This is a genomic window from Alteromonas aquimaris (assembly GCF_026183695.1).
GTDB lineage: Bacteria > Pseudomonadota > Gammaproteobacteria > Enterobacterales > Alteromonadaceae > Alteromonas > Alteromonas aquimaris.
Genome location: NZ_JAPFRD010000012.1, coordinates 67055 through 85650, shown reverse-complemented (window position 1 = coordinate 85650; position 18596 = coordinate 67055). Strand labels below are relative to the sequence as shown.

The 18596-nt window shown below is 45.6% G+C and carries 14 protein-coding genes; 12 read left to right on the top strand and 2 right to left on the bottom strand.

Annotated elements, in window-relative coordinates; genetic code table 11:
- Positions 1-203 precede the first annotated feature (203 nt).
- Both OPS25_RS14350 and OPS25_RS14345 read left to right on the top strand, forming a co-directional pair.
- Positions 204-3416 (top strand): TonB-dependent receptor, encoded by a 3213-nt coding sequence (locus tag OPS25_RS14350; protein WP_265618534.1) that lies wholly within the window; start codon positions 204-206, stop codon positions 3414-3416.
- Between the two features lie 360 nt (positions 3417-3776).
- Entirely contained in the window at positions 3777-4463 is a 687-nt protein-coding gene (locus OPS25_RS14345) for a type 1 glutamine amidotransferase domain-containing protein (protein WP_265618533.1), read from the top strand.
- 62 nt (positions 4464-4525) lie between these two features.
- Here the strand turns inward: OPS25_RS14345 and argR are convergent, their stop codons facing one another.
- Positions 4526-4990, bottom strand: coding sequence for a transcriptional regulator ArgR (gene argR / locus OPS25_RS14340; protein ID WP_265618532.1), 465 nt, complete (start codon positions 4988-4990; stop codon positions 4526-4528).
- Positions 4991-5251: 261 nt separating this feature from the next.
- On the opposite strand from argR, the gene mdh reads away from it, so the two are divergent.
- Positions 5252-6190 (top strand): malate dehydrogenase, encoded by a 939-nt coding sequence (mdh, locus tag OPS25_RS14335; protein WP_265618531.1) that lies wholly within the window; start codon positions 5252-5254, stop codon positions 6188-6190.
- Between the two features lie 140 nt (positions 6191-6330).
- Here the strand turns inward: mdh and ppc are convergent, their stop codons facing one another.
- Complete coding sequence (ppc, locus tag OPS25_RS14330) at positions 6331-8952, bottom strand: phosphoenolpyruvate carboxylase (RefSeq protein WP_265618530.1); 2622 nt, start codon at positions 8950-8952, stop codon at positions 6331-6333.
- A gap of 232 nt (positions 8953-9184) precedes the next feature.
- On the opposite strand from ppc, the gene OPS25_RS14325 reads away from it, so the two are divergent.
- The 9 genes from OPS25_RS14325 to OPS25_RS14285 all read left to right on the top strand — a co-directional run bounded on the left by OPS25_RS14325 (position 9185) and on the right by OPS25_RS14285 (position 18595).
- Entirely contained in the window at positions 9185-9805 is a 621-nt protein-coding gene (locus OPS25_RS14325) for an FKBP-type peptidyl-prolyl cis-trans isomerase (RefSeq protein ID WP_265618529.1), read from the top strand.
- A gap of 124 nt (positions 9806-9929) precedes the next feature.
- Positions 9930-10463, top strand: a complete 534-nt coding sequence (locus OPS25_RS14320) for a TRAP transporter small permease subunit (RefSeq protein WP_265618528.1) — start codon at positions 9930-9932, stop codon at positions 10461-10463.
- Positions 10464-10474: 11 nt separating this feature from the next.
- Complete coding sequence (locus OPS25_RS14315) at positions 10475-11848, top strand: TRAP transporter large permease (protein ID WP_265618527.1); 1374 nt, start codon at positions 10475-10477, stop codon at positions 11846-11848.
- A gap of 12 nt (positions 11849-11860) precedes the next feature.
- Entirely contained in the window at positions 11861-12952 is a 1092-nt protein-coding gene (locus OPS25_RS14310; protein WP_265618526.1) for a TRAP transporter substrate-binding protein, read from the top strand.
- Positions 12953-13023: 71 nt separating this feature from the next.
- Positions 13024-14202 (top strand): enoyl-ACP reductase FabV, encoded by a 1179-nt coding sequence (fabV, locus tag OPS25_RS14305; RefSeq protein ID WP_265618525.1) that lies wholly within the window; start codon positions 13024-13026, stop codon positions 14200-14202.
- Between the two features lie 453 nt (positions 14203-14655).
- Positions 14656-15993 carry a Na(+)-translocating NADH-quinone reductase subunit A gene (locus tag OPS25_RS14300; protein ID WP_265618524.1) on the top strand — a complete coding sequence of 446 codons (1338 nt, stop codon included), beginning with the start codon at positions 14656-14658 and terminating at the stop codon, positions 15991-15993.
- Positions 15994-15996: 3 nt separating this feature from the next.
- Entirely contained in the window at positions 15997-17199 is a 1203-nt protein-coding gene (locus tag OPS25_RS14295) for an NADH:ubiquinone reductase (Na(+)-transporting) subunit B (protein ID WP_265618522.1), read from the top strand.
- Positions 17189-17950 carry a Na(+)-translocating NADH-quinone reductase subunit C gene (locus OPS25_RS14290; RefSeq protein WP_265618521.1) on the top strand — a complete coding sequence of 254 codons (762 nt, stop codon included), beginning with the start codon at positions 17189-17191 and terminating at the stop codon, positions 17948-17950. Before OPS25_RS14295 ends, OPS25_RS14290 begins: the two co-directional genes overlap by 11 nt.
- 12 nt (positions 17951-17962) lie before the next feature.
- Entirely contained in the window at positions 17963-18595 is a 633-nt protein-coding gene (locus OPS25_RS14285) for an NADH:ubiquinone reductase (Na(+)-transporting) subunit D (protein ID WP_265618519.1), read from the top strand.
- Position 18596 lies beyond the last annotated feature (1 nt).

The following is an 18596-nucleotide window of genomic DNA, read 5'->3' as shown; positions in this document are numbered from 1 at the left end:
GAAAGGGTCTTATCTAGTAATTCGTCCTTTCATTAGAAGAACAAAAGCTTAGCGGCTCACTAGGGTACGGCACGCAAGCAAAACGAAAAATGGCTATGAAATTTTCATAATGTTGCAACAAACATTCGTGACAATTTTGCCGCCAAAAAAACTAGTCAGGCTACAAAATAATTTTTAAAGCCAAATTAAAGGGAAACACACACATGTTTGCTAAATCTCAAATAAGCCGCGTTGCAATTGCGGTTGCTATGTCTGTTGGCATGGCGACCAGTGCAATGGCACAAGAAACCACCTCATCCATTCGTGGTAGTGTAGTGAGCGAGGCCGGGTCTAACCTGGCCGGAGCTACGGTTACTATCGTGCATGAGCCCTCTGCCACAGTTTCAACCGCTACGACAAACGAAAATGGATCCTTTTCTGCCCGCGGCTTACGAGTGGGTGGACCTTATACTGTCACCATCCAAGGTGAAGGCTTTGTTCCAACTAAAGTAGAAAACGTTTATCTCTCTTTAGATCAGGTTTTGTCACTTCCTATTACTGTAGAGAAACGTGATAGTACTGAAGTTATTGTTGTAACTGGAAACAGGGCAGGTACTGGCTATACAAATGAGGCTCTGAGCACCAGCATGGGGTTAGAAGCCCTCGGCCAGGTAGCCTCAATTGACAGAGATATCACTGATGCAGCACAGTTAGATCCATTTGCTTCTGTCAATGTCCAGAGCGGCGGCGCAAAAGAACTGACAATTGCCGGTGCAAATAACCGGTTTAACTCCCTTACCGTTGACGGCGTAGCATTAAATGACCGATTTGGTTTAAATGCGAATGGTTACCCTACACAGCGTTCGCCTATTTCTTACGACGCGATTGAGTCACTTTCTATCCAGACAGCACCATTTGATGTCGAGTACAATGGTTTCACTGGCGGTACTATCAATGCGGTAACGAAATCAGGAACTAACGAATTTCATGGCTCAGTCGGTTATTATTATACTGACGACTCACTGATTGGCGACAAAAACGGCGAAGACGAGTTTGATTTTAACTTCGAAGAGAAAACGTTTGTAGCGACCCTTGGGGGCCCTATCATTCAAGATAAGCTTTTCTTCTTCGTGGCATATGATAAGTTTGAAGCAACCGCGCCTTTACAAAATGGCCCCGCCGGTTCTGGAGCATTAAATGAAGAAGCTAACATTACCATGGATGATGTTAGTCAAGTAGCTGGTATTGTTTCTGATGTCTGGGGGTTCGACATTGGTGGTTTTTCCAAAGATCCGGTTGAAGACGAAAAAGTATTGGCAAATATAGATTGGAACGTATCTGATGATCATCGTGCCAAATTCACCTATATGCTGACTGAGGGTAACTCCATCAATGAGCGTGACGGTGCAAACTTTTTAGCCTCTGATAACATTCTTGGTGCCTCTTCAGCTTGGTATGATAGATCTGAAAAAGTAGAAAGCTTTATTGGTCACTTTTTCTCAGATTGGACGTCAAACTTTTCGACTCAATTTAAAGTTGCAAGTACATCGCAGGCAACAGGTCAAGACTCTTTAAGTGGTTCTGAGTTTCCAAACTTCGCTATCTTTTTGAGAGAAGTAGATGGTGAAGATAATTACCTAACCATCGGCCCAGACCGTTTCCGCCATGGTAACGAACTCGACCAAGATTTCTTACAGATTAAAGCTGTAGGTATCTATACGATGGGCGACCATATTTTTAAATTTGGTTACGAACGTGAAGAGGTCGATGTAGACAATCTATTCGCGCAAAATTCAGAAGGTTCGTATCATTTTGATAGTTTGGAAGCATTACGTAACGCAGAGGCTTCCGCCCTTTTGTATAACAATGCAGTTACCAACGATGAAAACGACTTGCGCGCTATTTGGGGCTACAACTATAACTCTCTTTACTTCCAAGATTCATGGGAATTTTCTGGCGACTTAACTATCGATGCGGGCATTCGTTACGATTGGTATGAGTCGGAAGGTGAAATAAGAGAAAACCAAAACTTCAAGCGCCGTTACGGCTACACCAATACTACGGATGTTGAAGGTTTAGATGTAATCTTACCGCGGGTATCTTTCAAATGGTACGCCGGAGACTTAACCACAGTTCGTGGTGGTATCGGTCGTTTTTCAGGTGGGGCTCCTAGCGTATGGATTTCCAACAGTTATTCAAATGACGGCGTAATTTCAGACGACTATAGTGATTTCGGGTTTATGGGCTTGACCTATCAAGTTCCAACTACGCCAGATTCAGCCACAGGTCAGTACATCCCAGCAGATGTTTTGGCGACGCTAGCTAATACCGCGCCCGATGGATCTGTTAATGCTTTACGCCGCGACTTCGAAATTCCAACTACTTGGAAGGTTAGTTTGGGCGTTGCTCACGAGCCTGAAATGGAAATGCTAGAAGGTTGGGTCTTTTCAGCGGATGTTTTATATAACAAACTTGAAAATGCCACCTATTGGTATGATCAACGCTGTGCAAAGCCAGTCGCTACTGCTCCCGATGGCCGCGGAGTCTATGACTGTAGTAATGGACCTGAAGCCATTGCAGTGGGCTCAGTCGATGATGGTTCAGCAATGCTATACGCACTGTCGGCGAGTAATGACTGGGAAACAAGTTATGGTTCGTTTGATTTCTTTACAAGCTATACTTATGCAGACGTTGAGGACATCGGTTATGGTACTTCATCAACTGCTACTTCAAACTACTCAGACTTTGCCGCTTACGATCGTCAGCAACCTCGTTCTGGAACGTCTAATTTCCAGACAGAACACCTGTGGAAGATGCGTTTCAACTGGAGCAAAGAACTGATAGATGGCTACGAAACGAAAGTTTCGATTTTTGCTGAACGTCGTTCAGGCCAGCCGTATAGCTATACTTTTGATGAGAATAACGCTTGCGTATTCGACGTAGGTGGCGGTCGCTGCGCACGTGAAAGTCGCAATGACGATGCAGGTCACTTGTTGTATGTTCCAAATGGCATAAATGATCCGTTATTTGCTTCCACGTCCTTTGATGGCGACACTGCTGCTCAGCAAGCTTTTATTGACTATATCAATAGCTCAGAGCTAGCGCAGTATGCAGGTGGGATTGCGCCAAGAAACGGTGATAATTCTCGTTGGATGACGATGATAGATCTTCGTATCCAGCAGCAACTACCGGCATTCTTTCCAGAACATAAGCTTACCGTCTTCTTCGACATTGAAAACTTAGGTAATCTGTTGAATGATGATTGGGGCCGAGTAGAACGTACTCGCTATGAATACGCGCGCCAGGTAGTATCTGCTAATATCGTGAATGGTCAATACGAATATTTTGATCTTAATACTCCAGAAAATATTGCTAATCTTGAAGTGCTATCGCATTCAGTTTGGCAAGTCCAGTTCGGCGTAAAATACGACTTTTAATTTGACATAAGCTGAATTGAAACGTCCTTTAAAAACCCCTCCAGCGTCGAGGGGTTTTTTATTTTTTTCTACTGGTGCCCTGTGCCCAATTTCCGCCAGTTAATTTTCTTCAGTAATTCAGAACTCTATCGAAGTACCGACTATCTGTTAGTGACTACAACACCAAGTTACCGTACCTAAAGGGGCCGGCTGCAGCACTAAATAGCTTAAAGTTGTCCGCTACGTGGCAATTTGTCTGCCTTTCACCTATACCCATTTCTGCGATACTGAGAGGGCGCCATAATATTAAATTATGTCGGGAAGTAATCTAAGTCAGTGTCACCTAGGTAAAAAGAACTAACCTCAAAAGGAGATGGTTTTATGTCGAAACAAATTTTAATGGTAATGACATCGCACGACATGCTGGGCGATACAGGCAATAAGACAGGCTTATGGTTAGAGGAATTCGCTTCACCGTATTACGCATTTATTGATAAAGGATATTCAATTACGCTGGCGTCCCCCAATGGTGGCGAGGTGCCGGTAGATCCCACGAGTCTTGAAGAAGACGCACTTACAGAAGCCACTAAACGGTTTTCTGAGGATGAAAAAGCGCGCTCCGCTTTAGCCTCGACCATTGCGTTGAAAGACGTACGTGCTGAGGAATTTGATGCGGTGTTCTATCCAGGAGGACACGGACCCCTGTACGATCTTGCGGACAACCGTGATTCGATTACTTTGATTGAAAACATGTTAAAAGCAGATAAACCCGTTGCAGCAGTCTGCCACGCTCCAATAGTATTGAAAGATGTGATGGGCCAGGAAGGAAAAGCGTATATTAATGGTAAGGAAGTAACCGGATTCTCTAACGCTGAAGAAAAAGCAATGGAATTAGATTCAGTGGTGCCTTATTTGGTCGAGGACGAATTACGCTCCCGTGGGGGGAGTTTCTCTAGTGCAGGCCAATTTGAACCTCACGTATGTGAAAGTGATTTACTGATCACCGGTCAGAATCCTGCTTCCTCTAAACCTGCCGCAGAAGCGCTGATTTCGCGTTTAGGGGAGTAAAATCCAATCCCACGGGACTGGATGTAGGAGTGAGAATAAAAGAAGTGAGCCTGCGCTCACTTCTAAACACTTTCAAACAAATCTTCTACTCGCTGACGTAATTCTTCAATTCGGCTTACGTCGGCGGGGGCGATGAAGATGGTGTCGTCGCCGGCGATGGTTCCCAGCACTCCATCTTTTTTACTCAACGAGTCTAATAGCCGCGCGATTAACTGAGCAGCACCTGGGCTGGTGCGTATAATCACCATCACTTTGTTGTGGACGATATCAAGTACTAAGTGCTTAAGCGGACTTTTCGCCGTAGGCATGCCGAGTTCAGGAGGGAGGCAATACACCATGTCGCCCCGCGCGTTGCGTGTACGAACTGCACCAAATTTGCTTAACATGCGAGAAATTTTGGATTGGCTAATGTTGTCATAACCCTGAGTCTTCAACGCATCGACAATTTCGCCCTGAGAGCCGTAACTTTCTGCCCTGAGAATTTCCTTAAATGCTTTTATAAGCTGTTCTTGTTTTAAATTAGCCATTACATCTCATATTTTTGGTGTTGTGGTAGGGTTACGTTATTATATAGAAATTAATTGTGCATTTTGCCCGATAGGTGCATTAGGTGCAATTCAAATGCATAATCATTCAAGTTTTTGAATATATGCAGTCGTTAAACAGGAAGTCGAGCCGTCGAAAGGTTTGTCACGGATCACTTGCCCTGAATACGATTGCGTTTTCTTTTGCGTTACATTACTGTGACGCTCCGTTAAGAAACGAGAGTAAACCATAGGAGAAATGGTATGAAAGTAGCCGTGTTGGGTGCTGCCGGTGGTATTGGTCAAGCGCTATCGTTGTTGTTGAAAACACAACTGCCAGCTGGATCAGAGTTAGCGCTATATGATGTGGCACCGGTTGTGCCAGGTGTTGCTGTTGATCTAAGTCATATCCCCACTGCAGTTAAAGTCACCGGTCACGGAAAAGAGGAATTAGAACAAGCGTTAACAGGTACAGATATTGTACTTATTCCTGCTGGTGTTCCTCGTAAACCTGGTATGGATCGTTCAGATTTGTTCAATATCAACGCTGGTATTGTAAAAACCTTAATTGAAGGGGTGGCCGAACATTGTCCAAAAGCGTGTATCGGTGTCATAACGAACCCTGTGAACACTACGGTGGCCATTGCAGCAGAGACCTTGAAGCAGAAAGGTGTCTACGATAAGAACAAATTGTTCGGTGTCACCACACTTGACGTTATCCGAGCTGAGACGTTTGTTGCTGAATTAAAAGATCTTGATCCGGCAAATGTGCATGTTCCGGTCATTGGTGGGCATTCTGGCACGACGATTCTGCCGCTACTTTCCCAAGTGGAAGGCGTAAGTTTCAGTGATGAAGAAGTAGAAAAGCTGACCCATCGTATTCAAAACGCTGGTACTGAAGTGGTTGAAGCCAAAGCTGGTGGCGGCTCTGCTACTTTGTCGATGGGACAAGCTGCAGCACGTTTTTGTTTGTCATTGGTGGCAGCGATGCAAGGCGAAAACGTGGTTGAATATACCTACGTGCAAACTGACGACAGTGATGATGCGGCTTTCTTCTCTCACCCAGTACGCTTAGGGCCTAATGGTGTAGAAGAGATCCTGCCTTATGGCAATCTAAGCAGCTTCGAGCAAAAAGCGAAAGACGATATGTTAGAAGGTTTACGTGGCGACATTCAAATTGGCGTAGAGTTCGTTAATAGCTAAGTTTTCCCTTTACACTTTTTACGTTTCACATTTTGTGAATAAGTTGAAGAGGTTGGCTATCTAGAAGTGACCCCCAATAGTTAGACATTCCAATTACTGGGGGTCTTTTTACTGCCAAACCGGTATGGTGGAAAGAATGCTTAACCGGTATTGCGCATTCCAATAGCAATACCAGCAATGGTCACCATCATCGCTCTTTCTAACGTTGTATCAGCAGTATCCTCTTGCAGTTTTCGAATACGCTCTAGCAGTTCGATTTGTAAGAAATGCAAGGGTTGCAAGTAACCAGCGCGAATATTCATAGACTCTTTCCCTCTGGGATCATCCGCCATTATCGATTTCTGGTTAGTGAGTTTGAGTAACGACGCAACGCTGGATTTGAGCTCATTACGCAGCTCCTCACCAAAATGTCGTAGTTCTTGTGGAACAAGTCGCGCATCATATTCTTCGCTGATACGAGGATCGGCTTTGTGAAACACCATGTCCAACATAGAAAGACGGGAACGGTAGAATGGCCAGTCTCTGAACATTTCATTGACCACCTCCTCTTTACTCGCCGCTTTAACCTCATCAATGGCCCGCATAACACCCAGCCATGAAGGTAAAACTAAGCGGGTTTGCGCCCAGGCAAATATCCAGGGGATAGCACGGAGACTTTCAATTCCCCCTGATGGTTTACGTTTTGAGGGGCGGCTACCAAGAGGCAGTTTTCCGAGTTCTTGCTCTGGCGTAGCCACTCTGAAATAGGGTACGAAGTCAGGATCATTGCGTACCGTCTTGCGATAGTTGTCACGCCCCAGCGCTGCCATTTTTGTAATAAGTTCGCGCCATTCCTGTTTTGGTTCAGGAGGTGGGAATAACATAGCTTCAATAATTGCACTGGTATAGATTCCCAAACTGCGTTTGGCGAGTCTAGGCATACCAAATTTATAGCGAATGGTTTCACCCTGTTCGGTTACTCTAAACCCCCCATCTAACGAACCCGGAGGCTGCGAGTGGATCGCTGCATGAGCCGGCAAACCACCGCGCCCGATTGTACCGCCGCGGCCATGGAACAAGGTAAGTGTAACGTCAAACTCATTGGCGACTTTTACCAACGCTTCCTGAGATTCATATTGTGCCCAGCCAGCAGCGAGTGCGCCGGCATCTTTAGCCGAATCAGAATAGCCGATCATCACGAATTGACGGCCTTTTACGTAACCCCTATACCAATCGATAGAAAGCAGTCGCTGCATCACCTCTGGAGAATTATTTAAATCATCCAAGGTTTCAAACAGTGGCGCTACCGGCATTGGCCAGGTGACTCCGCTTTCTTGTAGAAGAAGTTGTACGGCCAGGACATCGGACGGCTCACTAGCCATGGATATAATATAGATGCCAAAGCCGTCTTTACGGTGTTTCGCAATGATTTTACAGGTATCGAGTACTTCGCGTACTTCTTCCGAAGCCTCCCAGTTAGTTGGAAATAACGGGCGTTTGGAACTCAATTCACGCAACAAGAAAGCTTGCTTGTCCGCCTCACTCCATTGAGCATAGTCTCCTAGTCCCAGATAACGCGTAAGTTCGCTAAATACGTTTGCGTGGCGTTCAGAATCCTGTCGAATGTCTAAACGTAGCAAATGAACCCCGAAGCTATGTACCCGGCGAATCGTGTCTAGCAGTTTTCCATCTGCCGTGACTTTCATGCCTATGTCACATAGCGAGTTGTAGCAAAGGGTCAGCGGGGCTAGCAACTCATCGTCAGACTCAATCCAATTTGTGGGATCGACATTTTTACCGGCCAAATAATCAGAAATCCCATCGCGCGTAGCAACACATCGCTGCAATAAGGGCCTCAGTACGGCGCGATATGGCTCATTAGCATCACCGGCTGCTTCGCGTAACGCCTCGTTGCAATCGAACATCGACAGTTCGACCTGAAGGTTATCTAAATCCTGTGCAAACAATTTCGCCGCACGTTTTCGCGCCAGCAATAATACCTGCTCGGTGACTTTTGCCGTGACAAACGGATTACCATCACGATCACCGCCCATCCAAGAACTGAACTGAATGGGTGAAGCATCAATAGGTAAAGAAACCTTATATTCCTGTTCAAGGCGTTCGTCTAACTCACGTAAAAACTCAGGTACCGCTTCCCAAAGCGAGTTTTCAATAACAGAGAAGCCCCACCGCGCTTCATCAACGGGCGTAGGACGCACCGAGCGAATTTCTTCCGTGTGCCACGCCTGGCTAATCAAATCTGCAATGCGGGTTTCGACACGTGAACGCTCATAATCTGTCAGCGTTTCCTGATGAATCGACTGCAGGCAACTGGCCAGCTCTTTGTGCTTATGGATGAGAGTACGGCGAGTAACTTCGGTAGGATGAGCTGTTAATACCATATCAATATTAAGTTTACTGACCGCTTGTAATACTTTTTCGGGTGACAGGTTTGCTTTATCAACATGCGCGAACAGGGTGTCGATGGAAGCATCAACATTCATTGCACTGTTATATTCTTGCTCGGCAATATTACCCAGATTCAAAAACTGGGCAAATGCTCTGCCCACCGTCAATAAATCAGCGTCAGCCATGTTTTTGAAAATTTCTTTCAGATTTTCAGAGGCTGTGCCTTCACCCTGATATGATGCTCGTCCGTCTTTGCGGATGGTCTCTATCCGATCCAGCCACTCTTGACCCAGTTGTGCTTTAATCGTTTGTCCGAGCACTGTGCCCAGATATCGCACAGTATCTTTAAGTTCAGCATCATAGTGTGATTGCATTGTTTCCTCCTGCTTGCCTGCTATTCACCTTACTGTGTGTAAACGCTGATGTCTAACCACTTTCAGTTATAAATTAATCTCTTTAGTTTGGTTCAAATCTATTTCAGGCAATGTGGGCGCAGGGTGGCGAGGACTGTGTTATAATGTGGCCCGCTTACAAATAGTCAGCATAATTATTAATTATATCGATTATTTATCATTCAAAAAATGTAATAAAATTTCAGGAGTAAATGTGTCAGATAAATTTTCTTCAATTGAATCTCAGGCAAGTTACGGTATCGGCTGGCAAATGGGCGAGCAGTTAAAATCCAATCCATTTGACGGGCTGGCATTAGACGCTGTTGTAGAAGGTTTGCGTGATGCGTTTAACGGTGAAAGCCAACAGGTAGACAACGAACAGCTTCGGGATGCGTTTGGAGCAATCCATCAACGTATGCAGGCGGAAAAAGCCGAACAAAACAAAGCGGTAATTGCTGAGAATGAAACATTCTTAGCTGAAAACGCAAAACGCGACGAGGTATCAGTGACTGAATCTGGATTGCAGTATGAAGTCGTTGAAGCCGGCAATGGTGAAAAGCCTAATGCTAATAGCACCGTGCGCGTGCATTATCACGGTGAACTTATCGACGGCACTGTGTTTGATAGTTCATATCAGCGTGGTCAACCCGCAGAATTCCCAGTAAACGGCGTGATCAAAGGCTGGACCGAAGCACTGCAGATGATGCCCGTTGGGGCGAAGTGGAAATTGACTATTCCACAGCAACTTGCCTATGGTGAACAAGGTGCAGGTGCGGCAATTAAGCCTTATAGCACATTGGTTTTCGATGTGGAATTGCTTGATATCCTAGGTTAATTTATAAATCCTGCAGCTACCTGAATTATTTTAATCAGGTAGCTGTTCAACAGTTGGCAAAGCCTCCATTTGCCATTACCCTAGTCAGCCTTGTTAATCACTCGTTAATATCAGGTTAGGGTTCATGTCTTCTCCCTCGGCTTCGGCCGGAAACGTTATGCTGATTAGTCGGCGAATCACACAGATAAATCGTGCGCTTTGCATTTGGATCAGCGTGGCAACATTGCTGATGGTGCTGATCACATTCGCTATTGTGGTGCTGCGTTATGGGGTCGGCGTTGGCTGGATAGCCATGCAGGAATCAGTGATGTATCTGCATGCGGCCGTATTTATGATCGGCATCGCTTTCACTTTAGCCGAAGATGGGCATGTGCGGGTGGATGTATTTTACCGCAAGATGTCCCCAAAGAATAAGTGTTGGATTGATGCCGTGGGTACGCTAGTGCTGCTTTTCCCCGTATGTATTTTTATCTTCTTTTACAGCCTGCCTTACGTTACTGAATCATGGAGTTTGTTGGAGACCTCGCAGGAAGCGGGGGGGCTGCCGCTAGTATTTTTACTCAAAACGCTGATTCCACTAGGGGCTCTTCTGCTTTTTTTGCAAGGAGTTAGCATGCTGATAAACAGTGTCACCCAACTTATTAATTTAACCAAGTAACAGGAACAGCAATGGAGTGGATGGCAGTCGTTCTCTTTTTAGTTATTTGTTTTGTATTATTGTTTGGGTACCCCGTGGCGTTAACGCTCGCCGGTACCTCCTTGATTTTTGCTGGAATTGGGGTGTGGTCGGGAAGTTTTGACCCTAGCTACTTAAATGCCCTTCCCAGTCGGTTTTACGGCATTCTCACCAACCAGACACTAATGGCAGTACCGCTATTTATCTTTATGGGCATAGTGTTGGAAAAGTCGAAAGTGGCCGAGGCCTTACTGGTTTCTATGGCACAGCTTTTTGGACGTTTTAAGTCAGGTATGGCGGTCTCAGTTGTTCTCGTTGGCATGCTGCTGGCTGCCAGTACCGGAATAGTCGGTGCCACAGTTGTTACCATGGGATTGCTTTCCTTACCGGCGATGTTAAAGCGTGGCTATAGTCCTTCGTTTGCCAGTGGTGCTATTTGTGCGACGGGTACCTTGGGACAAATTATTCCACCCTCTATTGCCTTGGTTTTACTTGGCGACGTGTTATCCAGTGCATACCAAAAGGCGCAGTTATCCATGGGCATATTTTCACCTGATTCGGTATCGGTAGGTGACTTGTTTGTCGGGGCGATAGTGCCTGGAATGCTCTTAGTTGGGATGTATCTGATATACGTGCTAGCTATGTCTTTTTTATCTAAAACCGCCATGCCCACTGCGGAAGATATGAATAGCGAAACAACATTAGCTATCAAGAAATTGCTTACTTCTTTGTTACCGCCCCTCATTCTGATATTTATCGTATTAGGATCTATCCTGGGTGGGTTCGCAACCCCGACTGAAGCTGCCGGCGTAGGGGCAATGGGCGCATTAGTGTTAGCGCTCGCTCAGCAGAAGATGTCTGTCTCCAGGCTGCGCGAAGTGATGTTGGAAACGACTAAAATTACGTCGATGGTATTTTTAATCCTTATCGGCGCATCTATCTTTTCTTTAGTTTTTCGTGGCTTTGGTGGTGAAGAGCTCGTACACGGTTTTTTATCTGATTTACCCGGTGGCATCTTCGCTGCGATGGTATTGGTTATGTTGGTGGTGTTTATCCTAGGGTTTATCCTGGACTTCATCGAAATTACATTTGTGGTGGTGCCCATAATCGCGCCGGTTTTGCTTACCATGGGGGTCGATCCTATTTGGCTTGGAATTATGCTGGCGGTAAATTTACAAACCTCCTTTTTAACTCCACCCTTTGGTTTTGCATTGTTTTATTTACGAGGGGTGGCCCCAGCAAATGTCGCCACTGGAGATATATACCGCGGAGTAATACCCTTTATATTCATACAAATTATGTTATTAATAGCGCTTGCTATCTGGCCGACACTGGTCACAGCATTACCAGATTGGCTATATGGATAACCGGAAAACACCATGCACAAAATAAAAATAATCTTTATTCTCATTACACTCTCTCTACTTCAGGCTTGTTCTGAAAAGGCGACCGAACCCACATCGGAAGAGTTGGTGGAGGTGAAAAACTACGAATGGAAATTAGTCACTTCGTGGCCTAAAAACTTCCCCGGCTTAGGTCACGCTCCAGAGCTCTTCGCAAAATATGTGGATGAAATGTCAGCAGGACAGCTGAAAATTAAAGTTTACGGTGCAGGGGAGCTGGTACCAGGGTTTGAGGTATTTGATGCGGTCTCGCAGGGAACCGCTCAAATGGGCCACTCAGGTGCGTATTATTGGAAGGGTAAAATGCCCGCCGCGCCAATATTTGCAGCAATTCCGTTTGGCATGAATGCCTCGGAGATGAATGCCTGGCTCGACTATGGCGGCGGTATGGAATTATGGCGGGAACTATATGCTCCTTTTGGAGTTATCCCCTACCCAGGAGGCAACACCGGCGCCCAAATGGCCGGATGGTTTAAACGCGAGATCAACAGTGTTGATGATTTAACTGGCCTGAAAATGCGGATACCTGGGTTAGGTGGAGAGGTCTTTAGAAAAGTCGGTGGCGTCCCTGTTTCGCTCACTGGTGGGGAGATATTTGTGGCTCTCCAGACCGGTGCCATCGATGCTTCAGAGTGGGTAGGCCCGTATAACGATCTAGCGTTCGGCTTATTTAGAGCAGCCAAGTTCTATTACACCACCCCTTGGCATGAACCTGGTGCAAACCTCGAATTTCTTGTCAACAAAGAAGCCTTGACGGCACTGCCACCTCATTTGAAAAAAATTATCGAGGTGGCCACTAAAGCGGTAAACCAGGAAATTTTAAGCGAATACGTGGCGCGAAATGTCCAGGCTATGCGCAAATTAACTAATGAACATGGGGTAACCGTTAAAAAGTTGCCTGATGATGTGCTGCAAGCACTTAAAGCGGCAACAAAAGAAGTGCTTGCTGAAAAATCTTCCCAAGATGCAACGTTTAAAAAAGTGTACCAGTCGTACGAGGATTTTTATCAACGAATTGCCCATTATAATGGGCTTTCGGAGCAGGCGTATTTCAATTTGCGCCGATAACGAGCTGCTCCGAGTTGTTATCATCGATTGCATGCATACAATAGCCGCATCTAAGCAAAGGATAAATAGTTATGGTAATTAAGCCGAAAGTACGAGGCTTTATTTGTACGAATGCCCATCCGGTGGGTTGTGCCGCTGCTGTTAAAGAGCAAATTAATTATGTTCAACAGCATAAACCTGATGCCGAGGGGCCCAAAAATGTATTAGTGATAGGGTGCTCTACGGGTTACGGTTTAGCTTCGCGTATCACCGCCGCATTCGGGTATGGTGCAAAGACGCTTGGGATATGTTTTGAGAAAGCACCAACAGATAGAAAAACGGGCACAGCAGGCTGGTATAACACGGCTGCATTTCATCAAGAGGCAAGGAGCGCTGGTCTGTATGCGGATACCCTGAATGGCGATGCGTTTTCAGATGAGATGAAAAACCAGGTGATCGATAAAATTAAGGCAGATTTGGGCAAGGTTGATCTTGTCATTTACAGTCTGGCTTCGCCACGTCGCACTGATCCAGAATCTGGAATTACGTATAAGTCGACCCTTAAACCCGTGGGTCAGGCATATACCACTAAAACTTATGATACGGATAAGGACAAGGTCCATGAGGTCAGTCTTGAGCCTGCCACGGATGAAGAAATCGCCCATACAATTAAAGTGATGGGCGGGGAGGACTGGGAGCGTTGGCTTAATGCGCTGGCGGACGCAGATGTATTAGCTGACGGCGCTAAAACCACTGCTTATACGTATATTGGTAAAGAATTGACCTGGCCTATTTATGGTCAAGCCACTATCGGTAAAGCGAAGGAAGACTTGGATCGTGCGGCGGCTGCAATCAACAGTAAACATAGTGAATTGTCCGTTGAAGCACATGTTTCATCTTTAAAAGCCTTGGTCACCCAGGCGAGTTCTGCTATTCCGGTGATGCCCCTTTATATTTCATTGATCTACAAAGTGATGAAAGAAGAAGGTACCCATGAGGGCTGTATTGAACAGATACAGGGCTTGTTTAACGAGTGCTTGTATGGAGACAATCCTACGCTGGACGAACAAAACCGCTACCGCATGGATGGTAAGGAAACCAATGATCAGACTCAGGCTAAAATCAAAGCTTTGTGGGACCAGACTACACAAGAAAATTTTCATCAGCTGAGTGATTATAAAGGTTACAACCACGAGTTTTTAAAGCTGTTTGGCTTTGATATCGACTCGGTTGACTATGAGCAAGACGTTGACCCCATGGTAAACTGGTAATCTGTTTTACCTCACACCGAATGACCTGCCCTAGCGCAGGTCATTTTATTTCCACCACGCCAACCCATTACATTCCTTTGCGGAAAACAAAATTAACAGGTGCTGATTAAAAAAATGGCTGTTTATCCATTATTTGCATGGCACAAAGTGGCTGGTTAATGCTAAAATCCCGAAATTAAGTAGGGGTACTTTTGTTTACTCCTCATAAGATATAGCTTTTCTCATGCTTAGCTACGCCAAATCAGGGACGACGTTGCTGACAAGCATAAGCTCCACAACATTCGTAGGCAGTGATCAAGTATCACCGGGAATATTTGTTCTGGGGTAAAACTGTGTAGCCAGTATGTCTTAACTAAGCTATGTTTTTAGGTCGATAGTGCTTTTTTGCATAAGCGTTCGCAGTTTAGCGGTCATGCGAAAGGGTATTTTTAAATTAGAGTAGTGCAAATACATATGATAAAAATCAAGAAAGGTCTCGACCTCCCTATCAAGGGAGCGCCTGAGCAGCAAATCTCCGAAGGAGTTGCTGTGACGCGCGTTGCCATTCTGGGAGAAGAATATGTGGGCATGCGCCCAACGATGCACGTTCAGGTAGGTGATCAGGTAAAGAAAGGCCAGATGCTTTTTGAAGACAAAAAGAATCCTGGCGTTAAATTTACCGCGCCTGCTGCTGGTGAAGTGGTTGAAGTTAACCGTGGCGCCAAGCGTGTACTCCAGTCAGTTGTGATCAAGGTGCAAGGTGATGAGAAAGTGGGCTTCCCTACGATTTCAGAATCTGACATTGCGAATGCATCCCGAACGGAGCTCCAGCAGACCCTGGTTGACTCCGGCATGTGGACGGCATTGCGTACACGTCCTTTTAGTAAGGCCCCTGCGCTTGATTCAATCCCAGCCGCTATTTTTGTCAATGCAATGGATACCAACCCATTAGCAGCAGATCCGGCACCTATTATTGCTGAACGTGAACAAGACTTTATTCATGGTTTAAAAGCCATGACGGTGTTGAGTGGTGGTAAAGTTTATGTGTCGAAAGCAGCCGGCTCAAACGTAGCCACCGGCGATGCAGCAGTCGATGTAGAAGAGTTTGGTGGGCCTCACCCAGCTGGTTTGGTAGGCACCCACATTCACTTTTTAGATGCTGCTGGGCCAAAGAAAATCGTTTGGCACATCAACTATCAAGATGTGATGGCGATTGGCGCTTTATTAAAAACAGGTGAGTTGGATAATCGTCGAGTCGTGGCCTTAGGTGGACCGGCGGCAGCAAACCCCCGTCTTATACGCACAGTAATTGGCGCTGACATTACCGAATTAACCATGAATGAAGTAGTGGAAGGCGATGTTCGAGTGGTTTCTGGCTCTGTTTTATATGGTACTACAGCACAGGGTGTACATGGTTTCCTTGGTCGTTTCCACCTTCAGGTGTCCTTACTTAAGGAAGGACGTGAGAAGAAGTTATTTGGTTGGTTATCGCCTGGCTCAGACATGCATTCAGTGACTAATGCCTATTTGGGACACCTGAGCAATAAAACTTACGATATGACTACGTCAACTAATGGATCAGAACGTTCAATGGTGCCAATTGGTAATTATGAGCGGGTTATGCCATTAGATATCCTGCCCACATTGTTACTGCGTGATCTGATTTCGGGTGATACCGACAGTGCACAGCAAATGGGGTGCTTAGAGTTAGACGAAGAAGATTTGGCACTTTGTACTTACGTTTGTCCAGGCAAATACAATTACGGCCCTATTCTGCGTAACTGTTTAACCAAGATCGAGAAAGAGGGTTAACTCATGGGTTTGAAAGCGTATTTAGAAAAAATCGAACCTGATTTTGAACCAGGTGGAAAGTATGAAAAGTGGTACGCGCTTTATGAAGCAGCGGCCACCATTTTTTATACTCCAGGTAAAGTTAATAAGGCCGGCACGCACGTTCGTGACAGTATCGACCTCAAACGTATTATGATCATGGTATGGATGGCGACATTCCCAGCTATGTTTTTTGGTATGTACAATATTGGTTTCCAGGCTCAAGAAGCACTAGTGGCAGGAGCAGGAACATTACCCGATACATGGCAGGCAGCACTTTTCACTGCCTTGGGTGGGGATTTAACTAATGCGGGTGGCCTTGGCTTATTCCTGTATGGTGCCTGTTTCTGGTTACCTATTTATGCCGTCACGTTTATCGTGGGTGGCTTCTGGGAAGTCTTGTTTGCGTCCGTCAGAAAACATGAGGTGAACGAAGGGTTCTTCGTAACATCCGTATTGTTCGCACTAACGCTACCGGCAACCATTCCTTTGTGGCAAGTAGCGTTGGGGATTACTTTTGGGGTAGTTATCGCTAAAGAAGTCTTTGGCGGTACCGGTCGTAACTTCCTTAACCCTGCGTTGGCTGGCCGTGCATTCCTATACTTTGCCTATCCTGTGCAGATTTCAGGTGATCAGGTTTGGGTTGCTGCTGATGGCTATTCTGGCGCAACCGCTCTGAGCCAAGCTGCATCTGGCACCATTGACTACTCTGACATGAACATGTGGTGGGATAGCTTCTATGGTTTCATTCAAGGCTCAGCTGGTGAAGTTTCCACCTTAGCTATCATCCTGGGTGGCCTATTTATACTTTATATGCGAATAGCCAGTTGGCGTATTGTTGCGGGCGTCGCAGTGGGTGTACTTGCCTTTGCTTCTTTACTTAATTTTATCGGAAGCGATACCAATCCTATGTTTGCCATGCCTGCACATTGGCACTTTGTGGTGGGGGGCTTAGCGTTTGCTATGTTCTTTATGGCAACTGACCCTGTATCTGCAGCGTTTACCAATAAAGGTAAATGGGCATTCGGTATATTTATTGGTGTGATGACGGTACTAATCCGTGTGCTTAACCCTGCGTTCCCAGAAGGGGTTATGTTAGCCATTCTATTTGCAAACTTATGGGCGCCGTTGTTTGACTATTTCGTCGCGCAAAGCAATATCAAGCGGAGGTTAGCACGTGTCGGCTAAAAAAGAATCTTTAGGAAAAACAATCGGCATCGTTGTTGCCGTTTGTTTAGTTTGTTCCATCGTTGTATCTGGTGCAGCAGTAGGCTTACGCTCTATTCAAGAAACTAACGCTGCATTGGATAAAAAATCGAATATTTTGGCTGCCGCTGGTCTTTATGAAATGGGGATGAGTGGAAGTCAGATAGAATCGGTATACAGTGAAAATGTTGAGCAACATTATGTTGATCTGGATACTGGGGAATTTACCGAAGCGCCAACCCCTGATTACGATATGTACAAGGCTGCTAAGCAAGCAAACTGGAGCACAAAGGTAGAAGGGAGCAATGTTGGCTTCCAACGCCGCGCCAATGTTGCCTCTGTGTGGCTGGTTAAAGAGGGTAATGAGGTAAATCGCATTATTCTTCCTGTACATGGTAGTGGATTATGGGACTTGATGTACGGCTTTTTAGCGGTTGAAGCGGACGGCGAAACTGTAGCGGAGCTGGTCTATTATCAACAGAAAGAAACACCTGGATTAGGTGGTGAAGTGCAAAACCCTTCCTGGCAAGAGAAGTGGGAAGGAAAAAAACTTTACGAAGATGGTGATGTCGCCATTCGGGTAAAGAAAAGTGCTAATCCGGATGATCCGTACGCGGTTGATGGTCTATCAGGTGCAACTTTGACCAGTAACGGTGTGGAAAACACCATTCGTTACTGGGTTGGTGAAAACGGCTTTGGTCCGTTTTTGAAGAAACAAGCATGGCGTTCATAAGGGGAGCTTTTCATGGCAGACGCTAAAGAAATGAAAAAGGCTCTCTTTGGGCCGATTCTTGATAATAACCCCATCGCATTACAGGTACTGGGTATCTGTTCTGCGTTGGCTATTACTACTAAGTTAGAAACTGCTCTTGTTATGTCATTGGCATTAACAACAGTGGTGGCGTTTTCTAACTTATTTATTTCACTTATTCGTAATCAGATACCTTCCAGTGTGAGAATCATCATTCAGATGACCATCATTGCTTCGTTGGTAATTGTTGTGGATCAAATACTTAAAGCTTACTCCTATGAGATTTCAAAACAGCTTTCGGTGTTCGTTGGACTTATCATTACCAACTGTATCGTAATGGGGCGGGCTGAAGCCTACGCCATGAAGAGTCCACCTCTTATGAGCTTCTTAGATGGCATCGGTAACGGTTTAGGATATTCCTTTATCCTGATTGTCATTGGCACTATCAAAGAGTTATTTGGTTTTGGTACCATTTTAGGCTTTGAAATTCTGCCGTTGGTTCAAAATGGGGGCTGGTACCAGGGTAACGGGTTGTTAATTCTTCCGTTTAGCTCATTCTTCTTGATTGCAGGAATGATCTGGTTCATCCGTACCATCCGTCCAGAGCAAGTCGAGCCTAAGGAATAAG